Annotated in this window: 25 protein-coding genes and 2 pseudogenes; 5 read left to right on the forward strand and 22 right to left on the reverse strand. The window is 70.4% G+C overall.

Going from position 1 to position 21,490, the window contains the following annotated elements; all coding sequences use genetic code 11:
• Nucleotides 1-95: 95 nt before the first annotated feature.
• Together G4Z16_RS18535 and G4Z16_RS18540 are read right to left on the reverse strand one after the other, a co-directional pair.
• Entirely contained in the window at nucleotides 96-1,163 is a 1,068-nt protein-coding gene (locus G4Z16_RS18535) for an aminoglycoside phosphotransferase family protein (protein ID WP_197351857.1), read from the reverse strand.
• Nucleotides 1,164-1,297: 134 nt separating this feature from the next.
• Nucleotides 1,298-2,173: a winged helix-turn-helix domain-containing protein gene (locus G4Z16_RS18540; RefSeq protein ID WP_197351858.1), complete on the reverse strand. Its 876-nt coding sequence runs from the start codon at nucleotides 2,171-2,173 to the stop codon at nucleotides 1,298-1,300.
• Nucleotides 2,174-2,401: 228 nt separating this feature from the next.
• Between G4Z16_RS18540 and G4Z16_RS18545 the strand changes: the two genes are divergently transcribed.
• Nucleotides 2,402-2,578, forward strand: coding sequence for a hypothetical protein (locus G4Z16_RS18545; RefSeq protein ID WP_197351859.1), 177 nt, complete (start codon nucleotides 2,402-2,404; stop codon nucleotides 2,576-2,578).
• 132 nt (nucleotides 2,579-2,710) lie between these two features.
• Here the strand turns inward: G4Z16_RS18545 and G4Z16_RS18550 are convergent, their stop codons facing one another.
• The 7 genes and pseudogenes from G4Z16_RS18550 to G4Z16_RS18580 form a co-directional block, all read right to left on the reverse strand.
• The gene (locus G4Z16_RS18550; protein WP_197351860.1) at nucleotides 2,711-3,961 is read right to left on the reverse strand and encodes a GNAT family N-acetyltransferase; all 1,251 of its coding nucleotides are present in this window, start codon (nucleotides 3,959-3,961) and stop codon (nucleotides 2,711-2,713) included.
• A 70-nt stretch (nucleotides 3,962-4,031) separates the two neighbouring features.
• A pseudogene (locus G4Z16_RS32595) lies at nucleotides 4,032-4,406 on the reverse strand (transposase); the annotation flags it as partial.
• Nucleotides 4,407-4,409: 3 nt separating this feature from the next.
• A complete protein-coding gene (locus G4Z16_RS32955) occupies nucleotides 4,410-5,420 on the reverse strand; it encodes a helix-turn-helix transcriptional regulator (protein ID WP_281393698.1) in 1,011 nt (336 codons plus the stop codon).
• A gap of 47 nt (nucleotides 5,421-5,467) precedes the next feature.
• Nucleotides 5,468-5,812, reverse strand: a complete 345-nt coding sequence (locus G4Z16_RS18565) for a hypothetical protein (protein ID WP_197351861.1) — start codon at nucleotides 5,810-5,812, stop codon at nucleotides 5,468-5,470.
• 104 nt (nucleotides 5,813-5,916) lie between these two features.
• Nucleotides 5,917-6,072, reverse strand: a pseudogene (locus G4Z16_RS18570) (ATP-binding cassette domain-containing protein); the annotation flags it as partial.
• A gap of 322 nt (nucleotides 6,073-6,394) precedes the next feature.
• Nucleotides 6,395-7,357, reverse strand: a complete 963-nt coding sequence (locus G4Z16_RS18575; protein WP_197351863.1) for an asparaginase — start codon at nucleotides 7,355-7,357, stop codon at nucleotides 6,395-6,397.
• Between the two features lie 147 nt (nucleotides 7,358-7,504).
• On the reverse strand, nucleotides 7,505-8,104 hold the full coding sequence (locus G4Z16_RS18580; protein ID WP_197351864.1) for an RsiG family protein: 600 nt from the start codon (nucleotides 8,102-8,104) through the stop codon (nucleotides 7,505-7,507).
• Between the two features lie 161 nt (nucleotides 8,105-8,265).
• Here G4Z16_RS18580 and dtd point away from each other — a divergent pair, with 161 nt between their 5' ends.
• The gene (gene dtd / locus G4Z16_RS18585) at nucleotides 8,266-8,691 is read left to right on the forward strand and encodes a D-aminoacyl-tRNA deacylase (protein ID WP_197351865.1); all 426 of its coding nucleotides are present in this window, start codon (nucleotides 8,266-8,268) and stop codon (nucleotides 8,689-8,691) included.
• A 46-nt stretch (nucleotides 8,692-8,737) separates the two neighbouring features.
• On the opposite strand, the gene G4Z16_RS18590 is transcribed toward dtd, so the two are convergent.
• From G4Z16_RS18590 to G4Z16_RS18645, 13 genes are all read right to left on the reverse strand, one after another.
• Nucleotides 8,738-9,220, reverse strand: coding sequence for a VOC family protein (locus G4Z16_RS18590; RefSeq protein WP_197351866.1), 483 nt, complete (start codon nucleotides 9,218-9,220; stop codon nucleotides 8,738-8,740).
• Entirely contained in the window at nucleotides 9,217-10,128 is a 912-nt protein-coding gene (locus tag G4Z16_RS18595) for a helix-turn-helix transcriptional regulator (protein ID WP_197351867.1), read from the reverse strand. The genes G4Z16_RS18590 and G4Z16_RS18595 overlap by 4 nt, the downstream gene beginning before the upstream one ends.
• A 79-nt stretch (nucleotides 10,129-10,207) precedes the next feature.
• The gene (ygfZ, locus tag G4Z16_RS18600) at nucleotides 10,208-11,179 is read right to left on the reverse strand and encodes a CAF17-like 4Fe-4S cluster assembly/insertion protein YgfZ (protein ID WP_197351868.1); all 972 of its coding nucleotides are present in this window, start codon (nucleotides 11,177-11,179) and stop codon (nucleotides 10,208-10,210) included.
• A 92-nt stretch (nucleotides 11,180-11,271) separates the two neighbouring features.
• Complete coding sequence (locus G4Z16_RS18605; protein ID WP_246530934.1) at nucleotides 11,272-11,808, reverse strand: Fur family transcriptional regulator; 537 nt, start codon at nucleotides 11,806-11,808, stop codon at nucleotides 11,272-11,274.
• 22 nt (nucleotides 11,809-11,830) lie between these two features.
• Nucleotides 11,831-12,409: a heme-binding beta-barrel domain-containing protein gene (locus tag G4Z16_RS18610; RefSeq protein WP_197351869.1), complete on the reverse strand. Its 579-nt coding sequence runs from the start codon at nucleotides 12,407-12,409 to the stop codon at nucleotides 11,831-11,833.
• 382 nt (nucleotides 12,410-12,791) lie between these two features.
• A complete protein-coding gene (locus tag G4Z16_RS18615) occupies nucleotides 12,792-13,166 on the reverse strand; it encodes a DsrE family protein (protein ID WP_197351870.1) in 375 nt (124 codons plus the stop codon).
• Nucleotides 13,167-13,326: 160 nt separating this feature from the next.
• The gene (locus G4Z16_RS18620; RefSeq protein WP_028437798.1) at nucleotides 13,327-13,614 is read right to left on the reverse strand and encodes a DUF1416 domain-containing protein; all 288 of its coding nucleotides are present in this window, start codon (nucleotides 13,612-13,614) and stop codon (nucleotides 13,327-13,329) included.
• A gap of 133 nt (nucleotides 13,615-13,747) precedes the next feature.
• A complete protein-coding gene (locus tag G4Z16_RS18625) occupies nucleotides 13,748-14,587 on the reverse strand; it encodes a sulfurtransferase (RefSeq protein ID WP_028437797.1) in 840 nt (279 codons plus the stop codon).
• Between the two features lie 251 nt (nucleotides 14,588-14,838).
• Complete coding sequence (locus tag G4Z16_RS33305) at nucleotides 14,839-14,922, reverse strand: putative leader peptide (RefSeq protein ID WP_368073287.1); 84 nt, start codon at nucleotides 14,920-14,922, stop codon at nucleotides 14,839-14,841.
• A gap of 262 nt (nucleotides 14,923-15,184) precedes the next feature.
• The gene (locus G4Z16_RS18630; protein ID WP_197351871.1) at nucleotides 15,185-15,901 is read right to left on the reverse strand and encodes an LmeA family phospholipid-binding protein; all 717 of its coding nucleotides are present in this window, start codon (nucleotides 15,899-15,901) and stop codon (nucleotides 15,185-15,187) included.
• Nucleotides 15,902-16,046: 145 nt separating this feature from the next.
• On the reverse strand, nucleotides 16,047-17,054 hold the full coding sequence (locus tag G4Z16_RS18635) for a hypothetical protein (RefSeq protein ID WP_197351872.1): 1,008 nt from the start codon (nucleotides 17,052-17,054) through the stop codon (nucleotides 16,047-16,049).
• On the reverse strand, nucleotides 17,051-17,317 hold the full coding sequence (locus tag G4Z16_RS18640) for a MoaD/ThiS family protein (protein WP_197351873.1): 267 nt from the start codon (nucleotides 17,315-17,317) through the stop codon (nucleotides 17,051-17,053). Before G4Z16_RS18640 ends, G4Z16_RS18635 begins: the two co-directional genes overlap by 4 nt.
• Nucleotides 17,318-17,465: 148 nt before the next feature.
• Nucleotides 17,466-18,416, reverse strand: a complete 951-nt coding sequence (locus G4Z16_RS18645) for an alpha/beta hydrolase family protein (RefSeq protein ID WP_197351874.1) — start codon at nucleotides 18,414-18,416, stop codon at nucleotides 17,466-17,468.
• 155 nt (nucleotides 18,417-18,571) lie between these two features.
• Here G4Z16_RS18645 and G4Z16_RS18650 point away from each other — a divergent pair, with 155 nt between their 5' ends.
• The 3 genes from G4Z16_RS18650 (at nucleotide 18,572) to G4Z16_RS18660 (ending at nucleotide 21,456) form a co-directional block, all read left to right on the forward strand.
• Entirely contained in the window at nucleotides 18,572-19,351 is a 780-nt protein-coding gene (locus tag G4Z16_RS18650; RefSeq protein WP_197351875.1) for a winged helix-turn-helix transcriptional regulator, read from the forward strand.
• A 168-nt stretch (nucleotides 19,352-19,519) separates the two neighbouring features.
• The gene (locus G4Z16_RS18655) at nucleotides 19,520-20,557 is read left to right on the forward strand and encodes a LacI family DNA-binding transcriptional regulator (RefSeq protein ID WP_197351876.1); all 1,038 of its coding nucleotides are present in this window, start codon (nucleotides 19,520-19,522) and stop codon (nucleotides 20,555-20,557) included.
• A 140-nt stretch (nucleotides 20,558-20,697) separates the two neighbouring features.
• Entirely contained in the window at nucleotides 20,698-21,456 is a 759-nt protein-coding gene (locus G4Z16_RS18660; protein WP_197351877.1) for a response regulator transcription factor, read from the forward strand.
• Nucleotides 21,457-21,490 lie beyond the last annotated feature (34 nt).

Below are 21,490 nucleotides of genomic sequence, written 5' to 3' on the forward strand. Positions count from 1 at the left end.
CCCCAACTATCTCCCGTACGGGGCGTGAGGTACAGCGGTGATCTGGTTCTGTACGCCTGGCCTGGTCAGGGCCGGCGGACCTGTCGCACCGGTGGTCAGCCGGTCGAGCAGAACCTCCTGTAGACATCCTCGATCGAACCGCTCCCGGGCACTGCCCGCAGATTCAGATCGTCCCTGGCACGTACGAGCGTGTCCTCGATGACCTTGGCGGTGTGCTGCAACCGCTCGTCGCGCCGGCGGGGAGTCTCTGACGTACGGACCGCGATGGCGTGGCGTACGACGTCGGTATGGACCGACTGGACGCGCTTGAAGGCCAGGTAGCGGTCAAGGTCCGCGTCGAAGGCTTCCAGGGCACCGGGGAGCACCTCGGACATCGTGTCCTTCCACTGTCTTCTGACAGTCCGCTCCTGGTCGGTCGGGTAGCGCATCAGGTGCAGATGGGTTGCCAGGTCGTAGAGCGGGTCACCTACGGTCGCCAACTCCCAGTCGATGGTCCAGAGCTGACCCTGGGGGTCCACGATGAAGTTGGCGCGATGCAGGTCTCCGTGGAGCAGGCGGAACGGACGAGAGGTCAGTTCCGATGCCTCGGCCGCAAGCCGCGATTCCGGCGAGAAGGCCCCGGAAGGGATGCCGAGCTGCTCGAAGAGAACGCCGAAGTCCGCCAGCCTCTTCTCGTGCACCTCGTCATGGGAGAAGCGGATCAGGTCCTGCAAGAAGTTGGCGTCGCGCCTTGGAGCTTGGTCTCCGCAGGTCCCGATGTTCCATCCGGCGACGGTCTTGGGACGTACGCGGGCCAGCCTGCGGAAGAGCGTCATGATCTGGCGCAGGTGGACCGGTTTCACAGCGGTTCCGGCAGGTGCGATCTCGTTGAGCGGCTTCCCCTCGACGAAGCCGTGGATCAACGGTCCGTCCGCGCCCGCGGACCGCACCGGCGGGATGCGTGGCATGCCCAGCCGGTCCAGCTGTACCAGCACCTCGTCCTCGGAAGTGAAGTACCGCCGGTCGAACCACAGGACGTCCTCACGGGGTTCGCCGACCTTGACCCTGCCCATGTCCGCGAGCTCCCCGCCGGGACGCACCACGTACCACTCGCGGTGGTACCCCAGAAGCGGACCGTCGATGGTCCCGGTACGTTCGGCCTGTTGATACGCGTGGGACGTCATCGGCTGCGCGACTCTCCTGAGCGGGCACTGACCAGCTTGAGTGGAGGAACCTTACCGTCCCCTTCGTGGCCGGAACGCGTTTCTACGGCCGAGGCAACCGATCACCACAGTGTCATCACTCCGGGGTGGCCTGTTCAGTCGGAATCGAGCGGCGTGGCGATGGTCTTCCACAGCGAGTCGAACCAGGCCTGGGAGTGGCCCACGAAGGCGACGTCCTGCTTGTCGTGACTGCCCGGGCTGTCATGGAAGCGGAACAGCGAGCTCTCGAATCCGAGGACGTCGAATATCTCCAGCGTCTCTCCCTGGTAGGTCACCTCATCGGGCACCACCTGGTAGTAGCCCATCAGCGCCTCGGTCCGGTTGAGGATGTAGAGCTTGTGGAGCGGCGTCGCGGCCACTGTCCGTATCTCGCAGGAGACTTCGGGCACCTCGTACCTGTTCCGGAAAGTACCGAGAGTGTTGCGCAGCGCCGTGGACCAGGTCCGTTGGATCTCGTGCAGGCGGTCCAGGGGGCGACGGTCGTTCGGGTCGTCGATGAGGCGGGGCAGAGCGAGGTACGCCTCGGGGCTCGGAGTGATGGCGCGCAGGGTGATCGAGCGGGGGGAGATCGTCCCGTCGACGATCGAACGGTGCGGTCGCGCGAGGGCGTTGTTCAGGGTCTCCGTCGTCAGCGAGTAGGTGTCGATCGTGACGTGCTCGGCGCGGAAGGCCTCATAGAGGCGCTCGGCCAGTTCGGTGCCGGCCGGCTTGGGTTCCTCGTGGGACGGGTCCGGCCGGGCGACGGTCGGCGGGGCGCCGCGGCCCGGGTCCGTGAGGAGGCCCTGGCGCTGGAGGTCCTGGATGGCCTGGCGGACCGCGGTGCGGTTCACGCCGAACTCTTCGGCCAGCTTGTTCTGCGTGGGGATGCGGGCTTCCGGGGGGAGCTCGCCGGAGTCGATTCGCTCACGTAGGGCTGCGGCGACCACTTCGTGTGAAGGTCTGGCGCCTTTCGCGGGGCTCGTCCTGTTCACACCAAGACGGTACAACTTCACGCCAAGCCACGGGAGTTGTTGGTCAACTGTTTTCAATCTCCCGCCAAGTGGGCAGACTTCGAATAAGTTGGTGGACAACTTCGTAGGGATGGTTGCCAAGTCTGATCAGGTATCACCAAGTAGGCGCAGGTGCCCGCCAACACAGAGCTCTCCGGTTCCCGCCTGTCCAACGACGTACGGGCCCGTGCTCGAACGAAGGGGGATGCCATGCCTGTGTTCGCTCTTGCTCTCGCGGCCGCCGTGATCGGATTCGAGCAACTCGTGGAATGGCAGTTCGGTGCCGTCGGGGTCATCGGCTTCGTACTGCTGACCGTAGGTGTGAAGGCGAAGAACATCACTTGCAGCTGTATCGGCGCCGTCGTGCTGACGATGCTGATCGTTTGACCACGCGGCGCGCGGTTACCAACCCACGCCTTCCGCGCGCCGCGTGTCCATGTGGGGTGATGCCATCCCGGGAGGTGCTCCTCCGGGGTGGCGGATACGGGATGAGGGCCGAGCCAGGCGAGGCCCGCCGCGTCAGAAGATGTCCGGGCACCAGGCTCGCCGCGGCGTACGGAAGAGGGTGTCTGCCGACAAGGCGGCACCCTCGCGGCACTCCTCGACGCGACCCAGCACCGCCAGCCGCACGGCCGACTCGTCGCCGAGGTAGAGGGTGCCCAACTCGGCGATGTCCAGGGCGAGATCGGGGCTCTCGTCCGTGGTCTTGCAGGTGGCGCCGTCCCGTCCGGCCTCCAGGCGGTAGCGGCCGCCGGCGAGTCCCGCCGCGTCGTGCAGCTCCAGGACGAGCCTGCCCTCGACGGGGTAGCTGCGCGACTCCAGCATGCGCGGCACGTCGAGCGGCCGCAGCCACAGGAAGTCGGCATGGGTGTCCAGCCGGGCCGCCCGAGGGTCGGGCAGGAGCAGCGGAAGTACGTCGTCGGGGGCGCGGTAGCCGGAGCGCACGCGCGTGATCCAGTCGATCGAGAGCACGAAGAGCCACAGCGCGCGCTCCGCGGCAGGGGTGAGGGCGGTGAGGCACTGCACTTCGGCGGTGTTGTGCGGGAGCTTGTTGTCCCAGCGCTCGCGCACGGTCCAGGAGACGAAGCCCTGCGGTTCGCCCTGCGCGTCACGGTGCACGGCGTGGAAGGGCGGCGTGAAGTCGTCGCCGGAGAAACGGATTTGGCCCGTGTGCCGACGCCACCAGCGCTCGGGTCGGTCGATCACGCCCTGGCGGTGCTCCTGGGCGCGGAAGCGGTCCTGCAGTGCGGGCCCGAGGCGGCGGAACTCCTCGTCGTCGGCGAGGTCCAGGCGGCCGCCGTCGTCCGGGCCGGAGTGACGGGGGTCGAGGCCCGTGCGGGGGACGTCGACCTCCCACTCGGAGGTCCACGAGGCCGGGCCGAAGCCGTACCGGCCGTAGATCGGGTACTCCGCGGAGATGAGTGAGGCGAACGCGTCGCCGCGCTCCTTCGCGGCGTCCAGCGCACTGCCCATCATGCGCGTGAGCAGGCCGCGGCGCCTGTGGGTGGGGGAGACGGTGACGTTCGTGACGGCGCATGACGGCAGGGCCGTGCCGCCGGGGACCGTCAACTCCTGGGGGAACGTACGGAAGGTGCCCACGCACCGGCCTCCGTCGAACGCGCCCTGCGTACGGTCCGGATCCACGTTCTGCCCGAGGGCCGCCGCCTCCTCCTTCGGCACCGCGCCGGCGCGCAGAAAGCCCACGGCGACTGCGCGGTACCACTCGGGCAGTTCGTCACGGGAGGCGAGAGTGCGGATCTCCAAGGTCATGCGGCTCACGGTATGGCGGGACGGCGACGGTCCGCACCTGGATTAAGACGTCATCTCGCGTGGTGAGTTTGCTGAGCTTATTGCAGCAAATCAGAGTGGCTGCGAGGGCGAGGAAGGCGGCGAAGTGCCGGCTCTTGCGTTCGTAACGCACGGTCAGGCGGCGGTAGTTCAACAGCCAGGACAGGGAGCGCTCGACCTTCCAGCGGTAGCGGCCGAGGCGTTCGCTGGAGTCGATGCCACGGCGGGCGATCTCGGGAGTGATGTTCCGCTGCCGTAGCCATGTGCGGAGGTGGCCGTAGTCGTGGCCCTTGTCCGCGCGGAGCTTGGCGGGCCTGCGGCGGCGTGGTCCCCGCCCGGAGCGGATCGGTGGGATGGCCTTCACCAACGGTATGAAGGCGAGGCTGTCGTGTGCGTTGGCGGCGGAGACCGCGGTGACCAGCGGCAGCCTTCACGTCTGAGACGGCTCGTCGAACCATCGTGCTGCCATCAATGCCAGCTGTGTACGGTTGTCGCGCTCAAAGCGCCGCATGAGCTTGGACACGTACTGCTTGACGGTCGCCTCGCTCAGATACAGAGCGCGTCCTATGGCCGCGTTCGACGCGCCGGTGGCCACGAGACGGAGAATCTCACGTTCGCGATCCGGCAGCTCTGGCAGGCGCGAGGCGGTTTGCTTGAGGCGCTGGGTGTCGGTCCGTTGAGGAATTGCAGCCGTGTGCAGTTCGATGCGAGCGATGGAGTTCTGGGTCGTGCTCTCACCGGTGAGCGCGCGGCGTGCGACGTCTCGTAGGTCTGCTGCCCCGCGGCGCACGGAGACGTCGCCGGTGGAGGCGACGAGTTCGTCGCTGCGCAGGGCGACGATGGCCAGTGCTCGCCTGGCCGCGTCGAGCGTGCCGGTCGCGGCGCTGGAGGTCTCCTGGCCGTCCGTGATCCCCACCGACAGTTCGGGACGGCGAACGCGGTCTTCTCGTGCGTCCCGCAGATGCAGCGTCAAGGCGAGGAGCACGCCGATCAGATACGGCACGGTGGCGGCGAGTACTGCCGGAGTGGGTGGGGTCCCCGCCCGTACGCTCACTGCCACGACACCGACGGAGCCGAGAGCCAGGGCTGCGGTCCCCGACGTGATCGCCAGCCAGTCGGTGCCGTGACGGTACAGGTTCAGCGCGCTCACGGCGATCGCCAGGGCGATCCACGGGACCGCGCCGCTGTAGGCGAGTTCGGCGAGACGGGAGTCCGTGACCGTCGAGCCCAGGATCACCAGGGCGACGGCAACCGCCCACAGCACGGGTCTGCGTGAAGCCAGGAAGCCCAGCGCGCCGACGCCGAGTTGCACGCCGCTCATTGCCACGATGACCAGCGTCGCCGAGGGGATCGCAGCGATGCCGATCACCACACCCAGCAGCGCGGCCACGGCAAGTCCGATCACCGGCCACGCCACTTCCCGGTCAATCTGCTCGCCCACAGCGCCTGTCTCCTCAGTCATGGTGACGCCCCGTTCACCTACGCTCGTCAAAGGGCCGCAGCCGCCAGGTCCTCACGCACCGCTTTGACCAATTTGCGAAACCGTGAAGAGAGCCGTACGTATGTCAGCCCCCCGCCATTGGCCGCATAGGCAGCACCGAGCGTCTCCTGGCTCAGCACCAAACGGTGGGCTTCGGAGTCGATGCGCAGGGCCACCCGCAGCCGCTGGGAGACACCAACGGCAAGACTCTTCACCGGTTTCCCGCCCTCGCTCGCTGTCGCCGTCAAACGGCCGGTCTGCTCCCAGAGGTAATCCCGGCTCTCGAAGGTCTCTCGAACCTTGGCCATCACGTGCTCGGCTTGAGCATCGGCCTCCAGTCGTATGCGCGCCATGAGCGTTCGTTCCTCTCCTGCTTCTTCTGTCTTCTGCTTCTTCTGGCTTCCAGCGAATGTCCTTCCGCGGCAGACGAGCGCAGCGATCAGGCAGAGCACCGCGAACGGTCCAGCCCGACCACCATGCGCATCGTGGACGAATTGCCCGACCCGTTGGGACCGACAAAGCCCGTCACGTTCCCGTCCGGGGCGGTGAACGAGACGTCATCGACAGCGGTGATCACTCGATGCTGTTTCGTGAGATGGAAGGCTTCGATCACGCCGACAACAGCACCACCGCCTGCGTCCGGCCCACTAGCAACCTTCGTCTGCGACACCATCACGAACGTCAGTAGAGGCCACTGAAGCGCCTGTTCGACATCTGATCGAAGCTCGCCGAACTCACCACGTGAGATGACGTCTGAGGGCCGCGCGGAGGGACGCGCTGCGGCCCCCGGCTCGGGGCCTTAGCGTCCGCGCCTCCACACATCCGCCTCCCGCCGCGGGCCCATCGGCTCCGCGCCCCGCGCCCACCCGTCAGCCCCCGGCTCCCCGCCGCCGGCCTCAGCTCCTCGGGTGAGACCAGCTCCTCGGGTGAGACCCTCAGAACGCCGCGCGCACCTCGCCCACCCTCCGGCCGCCGCCCATCAGCGGGGAGTCGGCGATCCGCTCCAGCACGGGGGAGTTCACGCCGAGCAGTGCGAGCGTACGGGCCAGAACGGGGCCGACCGCGCGGTTCCCGCCGTCGTAGATCTTGAAGGCCAGGGCCCGTCCGTCGGGCAGCGCCGCTGCCTGGACGGACTCCGCCCCCACCTTCGCGACGGCCCCGGGCACCTCGCTCATCAGCCAGGTGTCGATGCGCTGCGTGCCCGCGACGTATTCGGGGTGCGCGCGCATCGCTTCGGCGACCCGGCCCTCCGGGCTGCCGGCGGGTGCGAGCGCGAGGTTGCGGAAGACTCGCGCCAGCCCGGCCGGTGTGATGGCCATCAGGGGCGCACCGCAGCCGTCGGTGCCGACGTGCGAGACGCGGTCGCCGGAGAGGGACTCGAGCGTCTCCGCGATCAACTTCTGGAGCGGGTGGTCCGGTTCGAGGTACGTCTCCAGGGGCCAGCCCGCCGCCGCGCAGGTGGCGAGCATCGCGGCGTGCTTGCCGGAGCAGTTCATGGCGACGCGGCTGCGCGCCGCTTCGCCGGAGCCCGCGGAGATGGTGGCGCGCGTCGCCTCGCCCTGGTCGAGGGGGAGTTCGGGCGGGCACTGCAGCAGGTCTTCGGTCAGGCCGTGCTCGGCGAGCATCTTGCGCACGAGCTCCTGATGGAACGGTTCGCCGGAGTGGCTGGCGCTCGCGATCGCCAGCCGGGGCCCGGACAGTTCGAGCCCGGCCCGCAGCATCGCGGCGGCCTGCACCGGCTTGTTGGACGAGCGCGGGAAGAAGGGGGCGTCGGGATCGCCCATGGACAGCTCGACGCTGCCGTCGGCCGCGAGCACGATCAGCGAGCCGCGGTGGTGTCCCTCGACGAAACCGGAGCGTACGACTTCGGCGAGCACCGGAGGTATCTCGGACGGCATGTGCGGGAGCCTTTCTGGTTCACAGACCCGCTCCCGGGCTCAGCCCTCCGGCTTCTCCGCCCCGGCTCGCCCGCAGGCACCCCGCGCGGGTGCTCCGGGGGCGGCCTCCCCGAGCGTGCGGGCCCGTGCGGGGCCGTGAGCCGGGAGTCAGGGGAGCAGGTCATCCACTTGCGCTTCGCCCTCACGGTACCTGCGTGCGATCTCCTTGCTGCACCCGTCCGCCGTGCGCTGCATCACCTGCCGCCGCTGCGAGACGTGCTGCTCGTAGCCGACGAGACGGGCCATCGCGTCCTGCAGCTCCTCGTCGGTGCGCGCGCTGAGGTTGCTCAGCTCGACCTGCGCCAGCATCTCCTCGGCCAGGGAGCGGTATTCGTCGCTCTGCGGTGTGCTCAGCGTCACGTGCCGCGCGGAGCTGCGGTGGCTGGACGGGCCGTCCGCCAGGATCTGCGGGAGCAGGTCGAGCAGCGGCGAGCCGGGGGCGCTGCGCCGGGTGAGTTCGGCACGGAGGATGTCGATGCGCCCCTGCAGGAGCCGTCGCACGTAACTGAGCTCGCCTTCCTCCTGCTTGGAGTCGCGAAGCAGCGTGCGCAGTTCGGGCAGCCGCAGCCCGTGCACGTCGGGGACCTCGGCCGGGGCGTCCGAACCGGTGGTGGAATCCGGGCCGGTACGGGCGGCCGGCAGATCACCGGGGGTACCTCCCGGGCCGAGAGGCCCCGGGGGAGTACGGGCGGCGCCGGTTGCGCTCATGGACGATGTCCCCTTCATCCTTAATTGCCTCAATGGCGATGAGAGAAGCGGTACGTACCGCGTGTACGCATCGTGCCATTGCGGGGTGCTTCGGCGCAGCGGAGTCACACCCATCCGGCCCATACGAACAGAACGCCGAGCCGCACGGCATCATGGCTCCCATGCGAGCTGTGGTGCAGAGAGTGGACGGCGCGAGCGTCGTGGTGGAGGGACGGACGACCGGGGAGGTCGCCGGCGAGGGACTGTGCGTGCTGGTCGGTGTCACCCACGACGACACGCCGGCGAAGGCGGCCCAACTGGCGCGGAAACTCTGGTCGTTGCGGATCCTCGAGGGCGAGAAGTCCTGCTCGGACGTGGGCGCACCGCTGCTCGTCATCAGCCAGTTCACGCTCTACGGCGACGCGCGGAAGGGCCGCCGCCCCACGTGGAACGCGGCGGCCCCCGGGCCCGTCGCGGAGCCCCTCGTGGACGAAGTGGTCGCGCAGCTGCGCGAGTTGGGCGCCGAGGTGGCGACCGGCAGCTTCGGCGCCAAGATGAGGGTTTCGCTGACGAACGACGGCCCGTTCACCGTCCTGCTCGAGGTCTGATCGGGGACGGGGACGGGGACGCGACGAGGGCGAGCCCCGGCCCGCCTCAGGGGCTCGGCTCGCCGCGGTAGTGGCCGAAGCACCAGAGGTTGCCCTCCGGGTCGCTGATCGTGAAGTCGCGGTTCCCGTAGTCCTCGTCGGCCAGGTCCCGCACGAACGTCACGCCCGCCGCCTTCACCCGCTCGTACAGCCCGTCGACGTCACTCGTGACGACGTAGCAGCCGAAGGTGCCGGGAGGTCTGTTCCAGTCGCCGCCCGGCTTGTGCGACCCGAGCATCACGCCGCCGCCCTCCGGCCAGTCGAGCTGGCAGTGGGCCACCTGGTCGCTGTCCGCGTATACGGCCGTCCGGACGAAGCCGATCTTCTCCACGAGGAAGTCGATCAGCGCATGGGCGTCGTGCGCCTGGAAGGTCGGCCAGACGGTCGGTGCGGGTGCGGCGGCACCGGATGCCCCGTCGGCCTTCGTGTGCGCGGAGGACTGGGCCTGCGGCGCCGTCCCGCTCGTGGTGTTCGTCTGCGAGTTCGTCATGCGTCCCACTCTTCGCCGTTGCGATGACCTCCGGCTTGGATATTCCGGCGCTCCTCGGCGATCCACCCGCTCGGGCTCAGGCCCGTGTACTGGCGGAAGTCCCGCACCAGGTGGGAGTGGTCGTAGAATCCGCAACGCGCGGCGATCTCCGACAGGTCCGGTGCTGCTTCCCCTGCCACCGAGAACGTCACCTCTGCACGGGCCCGCTCGAAACGCATCAGCCGGTTGATCTGTTTCGGTCCCGCACCGACCTCGCGCTGAAACAGAGTGGTCAACTGCCGTCGGCTCATTGCCACATGACGCGCCATGTCGTCCAGCGACCCGGCACCCCGGCGGCGGGCCATCCACCTCCACGCCTCGGCCACCTCGGGGCGCACCTCCGCGCGGTGCCCCCGGTCCAGGGCTCTGCGGCGGAGGTACTCCGTGAGGATCGCGAAGCGCTCTTCCCAACTCGTCCGCTCCAGCATCCGCTGGTGGACGTCCACCGCCGACCGCCCGAGGACGGACGCGCCCTGCGTGGCCGCCTGTGTCAACTCGGCCGCCGGCATGCCGAACAACGCCCGTGCCGCCAGCGGGTGCACGGCCACCTGCACCCCGGCCTCGCGCGAGGGCTGGAGGATGTACACGGGCCGCTGGTGGAGCCCGCCGACGATGATCTCCTCGCGGTAGGCGTGCTCTCCGCGTGCGTGCTCCGGGGTATCGCCGCCGACGACCGGACCTTCCAGGGAGAAGATCAACGTGAGGTACGGAGCGGGCAGGCCGCGGTGCAGCTGGGGGTCGGCGCCGTCCGAGCGGTAGCCGACTGTCGAGGCCACCATGGCACCCAGCGTCCGCGGCGCCCGCACGAACTCGTACGAAGCCGCTTCCGGCGGTGCGGACGCCTGCTCGCCGCCTCCTCGGAGGGCCATGCCGCAAGTTTACGCAGGTCGGCCCACGTCGTACCCGGGCGTGCGGCCGGTCGTCGTCAGGGTTCGACCACGACTTCCGTCAGGGCGCGACCACGACCTCCTGGGCCGCCGCCGTCGCGTCCTCGCCGACCGTCAGCGCGGCGTCCACGGGCACGTTGCGCTTGACCAGCGCCAAGGCGATCGGCCCGAGTTCGTGGTGCCGGGCGGAGGTCGTGACGAAGCCGAGCTTGCGCCCGTCGGGCCCGTCGTCGGCCAGCCGAACGGCGTCGCCGTGCACGGGCAGGCGCACCTCGCTGCCGTCGAGGTGGAGGAAGACGAGCCGGCGCGGGGGCTTGCCCAGGTTGTTCACGCGGGCGACGGTCTCCTGGCCGCGGTAGCAGCCCTTCTCGAGGTGCACGGCCGTGGCGAGCCAGCCCAGCTCGTGCGGGATCGTGCGGTGATCGGTCTCCATGCCCAGCCTCGGGCGGCGGCCCTCGACGCGCAGCGCCTCGTATGCGAGCAGGCCGATCGCCGGAGGCCCGGACTCCGCGAAGGACTTCAGGGAGGAGCGCGACAGGAAGAGGTCACGGCCGTGCGCCGTCTCCCGTACGACGGTCCCCTCCGGTGCCTCGACGATGGAGCCCGCCGGCAGATGCACGACGGCGAACTCCTCCGTCCGGTCGGCGATTTCGACGCGGTAGAAGAACCGCATGCTCTCCAGGTAGGCGATCAGCGCGCCCTGAGTGCCCGGCTCGGTGTGCATCCACACCGTCTCACCGTCGTCGACGAGGTAGAGCGCGTGCTCGATGTGCCCGTGCGCCGAGAGGATCAGGGCCTCCGTGGCGTGCCCCGCGGGGAGTTCGCTGACGTGCTGCGTCAGCAGCAGATGCAGCCAGGAGAGCCGGTCCGCGCCGGAGACGGTGACGACTCCGCGGTGGGACAGGTCGACGAAGCCGTCGCCCTCGGCCAGGGACCGCTGCTCCCGGAAGAGATCACCGTAGTGCGCGGCCACACCTTCGTCCTGGCCCTCGGCGGCGACGGCACCGGGCAGCGACAGCAGGGGGGAGTTCATGCGGCATCACCGGACAGCACGGGAAAGCGGCGGCTGGGGGTACTCCCAGGGCCGCAAGGCCCAAGGGGGAGGTTGAAGGACATACGACCAGACTACGACGGCCCCCGGCCGCCCTTGAAGGAGCGTTCCCCTGGCTCAGGGGCCGGGGACTCCGGCGCCGGTCCTGCTCCCGGCCGGGACCCGGAATCAGCCGGTTCCCGGGTCCGGGCGGTCTGTGCCGAGCACTTAGCGCAGCGGCCGAAGATGGCGAAGTGCTTCATGTCGGTGTCGAAGCCGAAGGTGGCGAGGAGCTGCTCCGCGAACGGCTCGGCCACCGACAGATCCGCCTCGATCACTTCGGTGCAGTCCCGGCAGACCAGATGCATGTGATGGTGCCGGTCGGCGAGGTGGTACGTCGGGGCGCCGTGGCCGAGGTGTGCGTGCGAGACGAGACCGAGCTCCTCGAGCAGCTCCAGCGTCCGGTAGACCGTGGAGATGTTCACGCTGCCCGCGGTACGCCGCACCTCGGCCAGGATGTCGTCCGGCGTGGAGTGCTCAAGCTTGTCGACGGCTTCCAGCACGAGCTGGCGCTGCGGAGTGAGGCGGTATCCGCGCGCCCTCAGGTCGCTCTGCCAGTCGGTCGTCACCACATCGACAGTGTAGAACCGCCGCTCACTTGAAGAAGGCGATGCCGTCGTCGGGCAGATCGCCCAGGTCCTTCGCCCACTCGCGCAGGTCGACGGCCTTCTTCAGCTGTGCGGACATGTACGGCTGCAGCGGCACTCCGGGTGCGGCCCGCTCGCCGACCCACATCAGGTCGCCGTTCACGTAGCCGTAGAGGCGCTTGCCTCCGCTGTACTCGGCGGAGGAGGCAGTGCGGGCGATCGCGTCGGTGGCGAGGTCGATCTGGGGCTTCTGGTCGGCCAGCTCCCCGTACCAGACCTCCGCGACGCCCTGGTCGCGGATCATCACGACCTCGACCTTGCGCTCGGAGTCGATGCGCCAGTAGCCGCTCTCGGTCTCCAGGGGGCGGACCTTCTCGCCCTCGTCGTCGAGCTGCCAGCTGTGCGAGACGTACTCCAGGAAGTCACGGCCGTCGTGGCTGAAGCTGACCTCCTGCCCGAAGTTGCACTTGTCGCTGCCGGGGCCGTCCTCGCCGTCGAGGGCGGCGACGCCCGCGCCCTGCCAGTTGCCGAGCAGGAAGGCGAGGGGGACGAGGTCCGGGTGCAGGTCGGACGGGATCTCGATCATGGGAACTCAGACGGTCGGTGCGGACGGTGGCCGGTGGGTTGACACCCGGGCCGCGAGGCCCGGGGGAAGGGCGGCTGCGCTGGGCGACTAGCGCTGGCCCTGGTAGAGCTTCTTGAACGCGAGACCGGCGAAGGCCGCGGTGCCGACGCAGACCAGGACCATCAGCGCGGTGAAGAATGCCTCAAGCACGGGGTGTGCTCCTCGGATCGTTCGTCGTGGGTGTCTCTCTGCGTACGGACCATCCCGCCGGGATGCCGCACGGACCGATTCTAGTCGTCGTCGCGGCAGCCCCCGTACACGGCCTGTGCGGCACGCGCCCGGCCCGTGCCGGACCGGCAGCCCCACGGGTCCGCAGCGGCGGGTACAGCGGCTGGGCGGCGCCTCAGTAGACGAGCGCCTGCACGCCCTCAGGCATGATCTCGCTGACGAAGACCTGAGCGCCCGCGATGCGGACACCCTCCAGCACGTCCTTCTCCTCGATGCCGCGCCGGGCGGCGCACTGCGTGCACAGCGTGATCAGTCCTCCCGCCTGCACGCCGGAGATCAGCTCCGGCAGCGGCGCCGCGTGCGGCAGTTCGAACTCTTCGGCCCTTCCCGGCAGTGCGAACCACGCCGACTCCCCGGTGAGCCAGAGCGACACCTCGACGCCGCTGGCGGCCGCGACCGCCGCGACGGTGAAGGCCTGCGAGCAGCGCTCCGGCGCGTCCGCGCCCGCCGTCACCTTGATCACGAGCTTCTTGCCTGCTGCTGCTGCCATGCGGCAAGCCTATGCCGCGCACGGGCGAGGGCCGCACGCGCGCGAAAGCCGCGGACGGGCGAGGGCCGCACGCGCGCGAAGGGCCGCGCACCGGGCGTACCCGGGGCGCGACCCTTGAGGCTCGTCGGCGGACCGCCCGGCGGGGCGGACCGGCCGGCGGTCACACGGCGATGGCGACCTCCGACAGACCGCCGTCCTGCGCGACGACCGTACGGTCCGCGGTGCCGCCGGGCACCAGCGCGCGGACCGTCCAGGTGCCCTCGGCCGCGTAGAAGCGGAACTGGCCGGTGGCGGACGTGGGAACCTCCGCCGTGAACTCGCCGCCCGCGTCGAGCAGTCGCACGTATCCGGTGACGGGCTCGCCGTCGCGCGTCACGCTGCCCTGGATCGTGGTCTCACCGGGCTTGATGGTGGAGGCGTCGGGACCGCCTGCCTTGGCTCCGCACATGGAAGTTCCCTTCGGTTCTGATCAGGTCGGGTACGGCCCGGGTGGGTGTCCCCCCTCGCTTCGCTGGGGGCCCTCACCCGGGCCGCTAGGCCCAGGTGGGGGTACCTCCCGGGCCGCTAGGCCCAGGGGGAGGTCAGTCTTCGGTGCCGACGGCGACGGGGACGCCGACCAGCGAGCCGTACTCGGTCCAGGAGCCGTCGTAGTTCTTGACGTTCTGCTGGCCCAGCAGCTCGTGCAGGACGAACCAGCTGTGAGCGGAACGCTCACCGATGCGGCAGTAGGCGATGGTGTCCTTGCCCAGGTCGACGCCCTCGCCCTCGTACAGCTCCTTCAGCTCCTCGTCGGACTTGAAGGTGCCGTCGTCGTTGGCCGACTTCGACCACGGGATGTTGCGCGCGCTCGGGACGTGGCCCGGGCGCTGGGACTGCTCCTGCGGCAGGTGTGCCGGGGCGAGCAGCTTGCCGGTGAACTCGTCGGGCGAGCGCACGTCGACCAGGTTCTTGGTGCCGATCGCGTCGACGACCTCGTCCCGGAAGGCGCGGATGGAGGTGTCCTGCGGCTTGGCCTTGTACTCGGTCTTCGCGCGGGTGGGCACCTCGGCGACCAGGTCGCGGGAGTCCAGCTCCCACTTCTTGCGGCCCCCGTCGAGCAGCTTCACGTCCTGGTGGCCGTAGAGCTTGAAGTACCAGTAGGCGTAGGCGGCGAACCAGTTGTTGTTGCCGCCGTAGAGCACGACCGTGTCGTCGTTGGAGATGCCCTTCTCGGAGAGGAGCTTCTCGAAGCCCTCCTGGTCGACGAAGTCGCGGCGGACCGGGTCCTGGAGGTCCTGCTTCCAGTCGATGCGCACGGCGTTCTGGATGTGGTTCTTGTCGTAGGCCGAGGTGTCCTCGTCGACCTCGACGATGACCGTCTTCGGGTCGTCGATGTGGTCCTGGACCCAGTCGGCGTCTACGAGGACGTCACTGCGGCTCATGGTTTCTCCTCCGGGGCAGATAGCGGATGAGGCAGGCGAACAGGTGCGGAATCGGGGCGGGGAGTGCGAATGCGCACGTACGTCGGGGTCGTCGGCCGCACGGAACCGGACGCCGTGCGGGGGCCGGGGCACCGGCGGGGGCGGGACGAACGGCTGGGGTGCCACCCGGACCGCATCGGCCCACGGGGCGGGCAGCGCACTCGCGCTCGGCCTCGACCGGATTCAGGTGAGGTCTGGCGGGCCGGCAGCCGTCAGGAGGGAATGCGACAGAGCATGGCGGCGACGCGGCAGAGGTCGACTGCACGCCGTTTCGTGAGGTCCGCCTGTCGCTTCATGGGGTCGATCGTAAGGACGGCAAAGGCCCCGTGTCACCGCGAATCCACATTGTGAGACGTGATCGACCGTGATTTGGGACGTCTGCTCGATTCCCCGTACCCGGGGGGCGGTCCGCGCTCGCGTTCCGGGGACAGGAAGCCTGTCCGTCGGACGCGACCGTCTCGTGCAGTGGGACGAATTTCGCGGCCGGGCGGCCGCCGCAGCGATTGCGGCAGCAGCCCTCCGGCCCTGGTCGGTCCTGGTCAATCGCGGCAGCCGTGGTCAGCCGCCGAGTTTCACGCCCTTGCCGCGGACGGTCAGCTCGATGCCCTCGACGGTGGGCTCGACCTTCTCGAGTTCGAGCCCGTCGGGGAGTCCCGCTATCTTCCGCTCGAAGTCGATCCTGCCGCGGATCGCCTCCTCCAGACCCGGGATGTCGGCGCCGGGCACCTTGTCGGCCCGCAGCTTCACCGTGTCACCGCCGGAGACGCTGACGGTGCTGGTCACGCTGCGCTTGAGGGTCTGGCCGAGCCCCGGCACCGTGACGCCGGCGCTCACCTTGACCCTGCCCTGGCCGCTGCTGTCCTTGCCGCCCCAGCCCACGTCCACGCCTTCGAGAGCGGCCTTGGTCAGTTCTCCGTACGAGACGAGCGCCGTGCCGGTGGCCCGGTCGGCCTCGGCGGAGGAGAAGTCGCCGCTGAAGCGGACGTCCTGCAGCTTCGCGTCGATGCGGTTGACCTTCAGCTGTCCGCCGGAGGCCTCGGCCTTCAGCCCGCTCATCTCGGCGTCGACCTCGCCGAGCTCCTGCGCGGCGATCTGGGTGAGGAAGGGGAAGCCCTTGATGTCGATGGAGGTCTTTCCGGCGGAGGCGATGCCCGGCGAGCTCTTGATCTTCTCGGCGGCCTTGTCCTCGGCCAGCTTGACCGCCAGCCGGTCGGCGGCCACGAACAGCACCGCGAGGACGAAGAGGACGATGAGCCCTCTGCGTAGTGCGCGCATCTGCGTTCTCTCCCATGCTCCCGTGCGGCATGCCGTGGTCGGTGGCCCGCCCGGGCCCGAGGGCCGGGTCGGCGGGCTGTCGGCCCGGAGGGACGGACGCGGCCTCACGGCCTCCGGGACTTCAGCGAGCCTATCCCGGCAGCACTCAGACGAAGGCTCTGCCGAACAGATAGACGACGGGTGCCGCCAGCGTCAGTGGCAGTGCCACACCTGCCGTCATGTGTACGAAGCGCGACGGGTAGTCGTAGCTCGCCACCCGCAGTCCCAGCAGCGCGCACCCGCCCGTCACCAGGCCCAGGACGCCGCCGGCGGCGGCGGGGGCGGTCGCCGCCCCGTCACCGCCGAGCACGGTCAGCTGCCCCACGGCAACTCCCGCCCCGGCCGCCGCCAGCAGGGCGACGGCGGGTGAGACGAGCGGCGGCAGTGGCAGCGCGCGGGCCAGGGCGGCGACTGCCACGGCGGCAGCGCCGGCTGTCACCGCGTCTGCGGACGCCGCGTCGAGAGAGGCGAGGTAGCCGGCCGCGACCACGGTCAGAGCGGTGGAGGTGAACGCGGCCGTCAGCGCGTAGAGCCGCTCGTCGGGGCCGGACTGGTTGCGCAGATGGAGCACGACGGTCAGCACGCACCACAGGCCGAGCGTGCCGATGATCACGGATGGCGCGTGGCCGCTGTCGGCCAGCAGCAGGGAGGCGTCCGTCGCCACCCCCGCGAGGAAGGCGAGCGCGATGCCCTGACGCGCGGGCCACATCCCGTTCAGACGGAACCACCCCGCCGCCGTCACCGCCTGGAGCAGCGCGACGGCGACGGCCAGCGCGGCCTCGCCGATCTGGGCGGCTCCTGCCACCAGGAGGGCGAGCGCCGTGGTCACGGCCGCGGGCAGCAGCCCGGGAGCGATGAGCGGCGACCCCTTGGAGCGGGTCGCGGGGGCGCCCGTGCGGGCGGCGGCACCTGTGGCGGTGGCCGTGGCGGCGACGGCGGACGGCAGCGGCTGGGACTGCGACCGGGGCTGCGGCTGTGCCTGCGACCGGGACTGGGACCGAAATTGGGGCTGGGACTGGGAGTACGAGCCGGGACGCGGGTGGGGCTGCGGGTGCGGGCGGCCTTGCGGCTGCTGGTGCTGCGCGCCCGTGCGGGAGTGGGAGTTGTCGCTCACGCGGCACCCCCGGCGAACGGCGGGAGCACCTCGACGGTGCCGCCGTCGCTCAGCACCACCGCGTCGTGTGCGCGCTTGCCGACGGACCGGCCGTCCACGAGAAAGGAGCAGCGCAGCAGTACGCGGGCGAAGTCCGGGCTCTCGGTGTGACGTTCGCGGGCGCTGTCCAGCGCGTCGGCGAGCGTCCCCGCCTCGTAGTGCTCCTCGGCCGTACCGGCCGCGGCTTTCGCCGCCGCCCAGTAACGGATCGTGCCACTCGCCATCGTGGGTCCTGCCCTCTCAGCCTGTCCGTCCCGCGGGACCGCGCCGTGCTGCCGTCCCGTCCGTCCCTGCCGGACCGCGTCCTGCCGTCGGCCGAACGGGACGGTCGGACGGTCCGTTCGTACGGATCGCGCGTTGTTGCGCGACCCATCATGCCGGGCCGGCGGAGGGATCCGGCCACCGATGGCCGACCCAGCTGCCGATCCGGTGCAGGAGTTCGGGCTCCGCGGCGTTCTCGGCGTGACCGAAGCCCTCGACGAGCCACAGCTCGGTGCACTCCGGATCGCCCGCCGCGGCAAGGGAGTTGGGGTGGTCGACGGGGAAGTACGGGTCCTGGTCGCCATGGACGACGAGCAGGGGGGTCGGCGCGAGCAGCGGTGCGGCGGCCACGGGGGAGAGCGGCACCGGGTCCCAGTCGCGGGGGTGGATGCGCGTGCGAAGCCCGTAGCGGGAGACGAGCCGCCCCACGGGCCTCTGGATCACCCAGTGCAGCCGCCGCATCGGAGCGGTCCCCTTGTAGTACCAGCGTGCCGGTGCGCTCACGGCCACCACCGCGTCGGAGTGCTCGGCCGCACCGGGCCGCCCGGCGCCGGCGGGCTCCGTGCCGGATCGTGCGCCTGTGCGCCCCTCGTGCTCCTCGGGACGGTGGAGCGCCCCGTGCCGGACGACGACGGAGCCGCCCATCGAGAAGCCGACCGTCGCCACCCGGGCGTGACCGAGGGAGCGGGCCCAGGCCACCGCCGCCGCAAGATCGAGGACCTCGAGATCGCCGACCGTCGAGTGACCGCCGGAGCCGCCGTGCCCGCGGAACGAGAAGGTGATCACCGCTGCGTACTGCGTGAACACCTGGACGGCCCGGCGGACGGCCGGCCGGTCGACCGAACCGCTGAAGCCGTGCGCCAGCACGATCGCACCCGGGGCCTGTGCGCTTCCGCCGGGGCCCGCGCCGCCTGCGTACGGGTCGTACGCGGCCTCGATCCGCACCCCGTCGGAGGTCCGCAGCACGGCGTGCCGGCGTACGTCCGGAACGCCGACGGCGTCACCCACGGTGCGGGCATCGGCACCGGAGCGAGCGAACTCACACTCCGCATCGTCACCCATGTCCGCTATTCTGCTTGGAGTGAAGGATCCGGGCAGCGCCGCCCCCGGGTCCTTTTGTGCTTTCCGGAGCGCCAGTGGCTTCAGGAGCGCATACGTACGAAGCAGTGCCGAGCCGTACCGAAGTCCCTCCGGGACCGAGGAAGGATCTGACTGACGTGAGTTCGCTACTCCTGCTGACGAACGCCCTCCAGCCCTCCACCGAAGTGCTCCCCGCGCTCGGTCTGCTGCTGCACAACGTGCGCGTGGCACCCGCCGAGGGACCGACTCTCGTGAACACCCCCGGCGCCGACGCCATCCTCATCGACGGCCGCCGCGACCTGCCGCAGGTGCGCTCGCTGTGCCAGCTGCTGCAGCAGACGGGCCCCGGCTGTCCGCTGATCCTCATCGTCACCGAGGGCGGTCTCGCCGCCGTGACCGCGGACTGGGGCGTCGACGACGTGCTCCTGGAGAGCGCCGGCCCCGCCGAGGTCGAGGCAAGGCTGCGTCTGGGCATCGGCCGCTTGCAGGGCAGCGCGGACGACGAGCCGACCGAGATCCGCAACGGCGACCTCTCCGTCGACGAGGCCACCTACAGCGCGAAGCTGAAGGGACGGGTCCTGGACCTGACCTTCAAGGAGTTCGAGCTGCTGAAGTACCTGGCGCAGCACCCGGGCCGCGTCTTCACCCGTGCCCAGCTGCTCCAGGAGGTGTGGGGCTACGACTACTTCGGCGGCACCCGCACCGTGGACGTCCACGTACGGAGGCTGCGCGCGAAGCTCGGCCCCGAGCACGAGTCGCTGATCGGCACCGTCCGCAACGTCGGCTACCGCTTCGTCTCCCCGGAGAAGGACGCGAAGAAGACGCCGCAGGAGAAGCAGGCGAAGGCCGACGCACGCGCCGTCACCGACGAGGCCACCCGTCTCGTGCGCGAGGCCGCGGGGGACGGTGCCGGCTGACGGGCGGCTGAGCCCGCCGGGGGGAGCGGGCGGAGTGCCCGTGTGCCGGCCCCGCCGAGGACCTGCGGGCGCACCTGCGAAGCAGCCGGTGGGCGGGCTCCCGGGGCGGCCGGGGCCGGAACCATGAGGCCCCTGAAGCGCCAAATGCTTCCCGCGTAGACTGCCCGGGTGGCCAGGGTGACGCGGGACGATGTGGCAAGGCTTGCGGGTACGTCGACCGCGGTTGTCAGCTATGTGATCAACAACGGGCCGAGACCCGTCGCACCGGCCACGCGTGAGCGCGTGCTGGCAGCCATCAAGGAGCTCGGCTACCGGCCGGACAGGGTCGCGCAGGCGATGGCCTCGCGCCGCACCGACCTCATAGGTCTCATCGTCCCCGACGCCCGGCAGCCCTTCTTCGCCGAGCTCGCACACGCCGTCGAGCAGGCCGCCGCCGAGCGCGGAAAGATGGTCCTCGTCGGCAACTCCGACTACCTCGACGAGCGCGAGGTGCACTACCTGCGGGCCTTCCTGGGGATGCGCGTCTCCGGCCTGATCCTCATCAGCCAGGGTCCCAGCGAGCACGCCGCGGTGGAGATCGACGCCTGGGACGCCCGCGTCGTGCTGCTGCACCGCCGCCCCGAGGCCATCGACGACGTGGCGGTCGTGCTCGACGACGTCGGCGGTGCGCAGCTCGCCACCCGCCATCTGCTGGAACACGGCCACGAGTACGTGGCCTGTCTGGGCGGCATCGACTCGACGCCCGAATCCGGCGACCCGGTCACCGACCACGTCGAGGGCTGGTCCCGTGCCATGGAGGAGGCCGGCCGTTCCGTCGAGGGCCGCCTCTTCCAGGCCCCGTACAACCGCTACGACACCTACCGGCTGGCGCTGGAGCTGCTGGGCCGCCCCGACCGTCCCACCGCCGTCTTCTGCGCCACCGACGACCAGGCGTTCGGCGTGCTGCGCGCGGCGCGCGAACTCGGCCTGGACGTTCCGCAGGACCTGGCGGTCGCCGGCTTCGACGACGTGAAGGAGGCGGGTCTGACGGACCCACCCCTCACCACTGTCGGCTCCGACCGCGAGGGCATGGCGAAGGCCGCCGTCGACCTGGTGCTGGACGACGGGCTGCGAGTCGCCGGATCCCAGCGGCAGCGGGTTCGGCAGTTCCCGGCCGGGCTCGTCGTGCGGCGCTCGTGCGGGTGCGGGGAACCCCCGCGCCGCTGACAGCTCCCTCACCGCTTCCCCGGCTCTCCGCTTCCCCGCGCCACTTCCGCGCACCGCTCCTTCAGCCCTCCGGCCCGCACGCCTGCCCTGTGACACGACTGACACGGCTTCCGCGCTCGCACAGTGCGAGGCTTGAGCGCATGGTGGCCATGAAGGTGCTGATCGTCGACGACGAGCCGGCCGTCCGGGACGCGCTGCGCCGCAGCCTCACCTTCGAGGGCTACGGGACCGAACTCGCCGGGGACGGACTCGAGGCCCTGGAGAAGACGGCGTCCTACGAACCGGACCTGATCCTGCTCGACGTGCTGATGCCGCGCATGGACGGGCTGACCGTCGCCCGCCGACTGCGCGACGGGGGCAGGCGCACGCCGATCCTGATGCTGACGGCCAGGGACACGGTCGGCGACCGCGTCACGGGCCTCGACGCCGGAGCGGACGACTATCTCGTCAAGCCCTTCGAGCTGGACGAGCTGCTGGCGCGCATACGGGCGCTGCTGCGGCGCACCTCGTACGCGCAGCAGCAGGCCGGTGCGGGCACCGGGGCCGACGGAGGACCGGGCGCGAGCGGTGCTTCCCCCGGCCGTGCCGGCACCGAGTCCCTGGCCTTCGGCGATCTGCGCATGGACCTCGGAACGATGGAGGTGACGAGGGGCCCGCGCACGGTCGAGCTGAGCCGCACCGAGTACACGCTGCTGGAGATGTTCCTCGCTCACCCGCGCCAGGTGCTCACGCGCGAACAGATCCTGAAGTCGGTCTGGGGCTTCGACTTCGAACCGTCGTCCAACTCCCTGGACGTGTACGTGATGTATCTGCGCCGCAAGACCGAGGCCGGGGGTGAGTCCCGCCTCGTGCACACGGTGCGCGGCGTCGGCTACGTCCTCAAGGACGACGCGGCGTGAGGCAGCCGCGTGCGGCGGGAGCGAAACGCAGGCC

The organism is Streptomyces bathyalis (assembly GCF_015910445.1).
In the GTDB taxonomy this organism is placed as follows: domain Bacteria; phylum Actinomycetota; class Actinomycetes; order Streptomycetales; family Streptomycetaceae; genus Streptomyces; species Streptomyces bathyalis.

Excerpts from the sequence above, each read along its gene's own strand:
- G4Z16_RS18535 (WP_197351857.1), bottom strand. The coding sequence starts at position 1,163 with ATGACGTCCCACGCGTATCAACAGGCCGAACGTACCGGGACCATCGAC.
- G4Z16_RS18545 (WP_197351859.1), top strand. The coding sequence starts at position 2,402 with ATGCCTGTGTTCGCTCTTGCTCTCGCGGCCGCCGTGATCGGATTCGAG.
- G4Z16_RS18550 (WP_197351860.1), bottom strand. The coding sequence starts at position 3,961 with ATGACCTTGGAGATCCGCACTCTCGCCTCCCGTGACGAACTGCCCGAG.
- G4Z16_RS18565 (WP_197351861.1), bottom strand. The coding sequence starts at position 5,812 with ATGGCGCGCATACGACTGGAGGCCGATGCTCAAGCCGAGCACGTGATG.
- G4Z16_RS18575 (WP_197351863.1), bottom strand. The coding sequence starts at position 7,357 with ATGCCGTCCGAGATACCTCCGGTGCTCGCCGAAGTCGTACGCTCCGGT.
- G4Z16_RS18580 (WP_197351864.1), bottom strand. The coding sequence starts at position 8,104 with ATGAGCGCAACCGGCGCCGCCCGTACTCCCCCGGGGCCTCTCGGCCCG.
- dtd (WP_197351865.1), top strand. The coding sequence starts at position 8,266 with ATGCGAGCTGTGGTGCAGAGAGTGGACGGCGCGAGCGTCGTGGTGGAG.
- G4Z16_RS18590 (WP_197351866.1), bottom strand. The coding sequence starts at position 9,220 with ATGACGAACTCGCAGACGAACACCACGAGCGGGACGGCGCCGCAGGCC.
- G4Z16_RS18595 (WP_197351867.1), bottom strand. The coding sequence starts at position 10,128 with ATGGCCCTCCGAGGAGGCGGCGAGCAGGCGTCCGCACCGCCGGAAGCG.
- ygfZ (WP_197351868.1), bottom strand. The coding sequence starts at position 11,179 with ATGAACTCCCCCCTGCTGTCGCTGCCCGGTGCCGTCGCCGCCGAGGGC.
- G4Z16_RS18610 (WP_197351869.1), bottom strand. The coding sequence starts at position 12,409 with ATGATCGAGATCCCGTCCGACCTGCACCCGGACCTCGTCCCCCTCGCC.
- G4Z16_RS18615 (WP_197351870.1), bottom strand. The coding sequence starts at position 13,166 with ATGGCAGCAGCAGCAGGCAAGAAGCTCGTGATCAAGGTGACGGCGGGC.
- G4Z16_RS18620 (WP_028437798.1), bottom strand. The coding sequence starts at position 13,614 with ATGTGCGGAGCCAAGGCAGGCGGTCCCGACGCCTCCACCATCAAGCCC.
- G4Z16_RS18625 (WP_028437797.1), bottom strand. The coding sequence starts at position 14,587 with ATGAGCCGCAGTGACGTCCTCGTAGACGCCGACTGGGTCCAGGACCAC.
- G4Z16_RS33305 (WP_368073287.1), bottom strand. The coding sequence starts at position 14,922 with ATGAAGCGACAGGCGGACCTCACGAAACGGCGTGCAGTCGACCTCTGC.
- G4Z16_RS18630 (WP_197351871.1), bottom strand. The coding sequence starts at position 15,901 with ATGCGCGCACTACGCAGAGGGCTCATCGTCCTCTTCGTCCTCGCGGTG.
- G4Z16_RS18640 (WP_197351873.1), bottom strand. The coding sequence starts at position 17,317 with ATGGCGAGTGGCACGATCCGTTACTGGGCGGCGGCGAAAGCCGCGGCC.
- G4Z16_RS18645 (WP_197351874.1), bottom strand. The coding sequence starts at position 18,416 with ATGGGTGACGATGCGGAGTGTGAGTTCGCTCGCTCCGGTGCCGATGCC.
- G4Z16_RS18660 (WP_197351877.1), top strand. The coding sequence starts at position 20,698 with ATGGTGGCCATGAAGGTGCTGATCGTCGACGACGAGCCGGCCGTCCGG.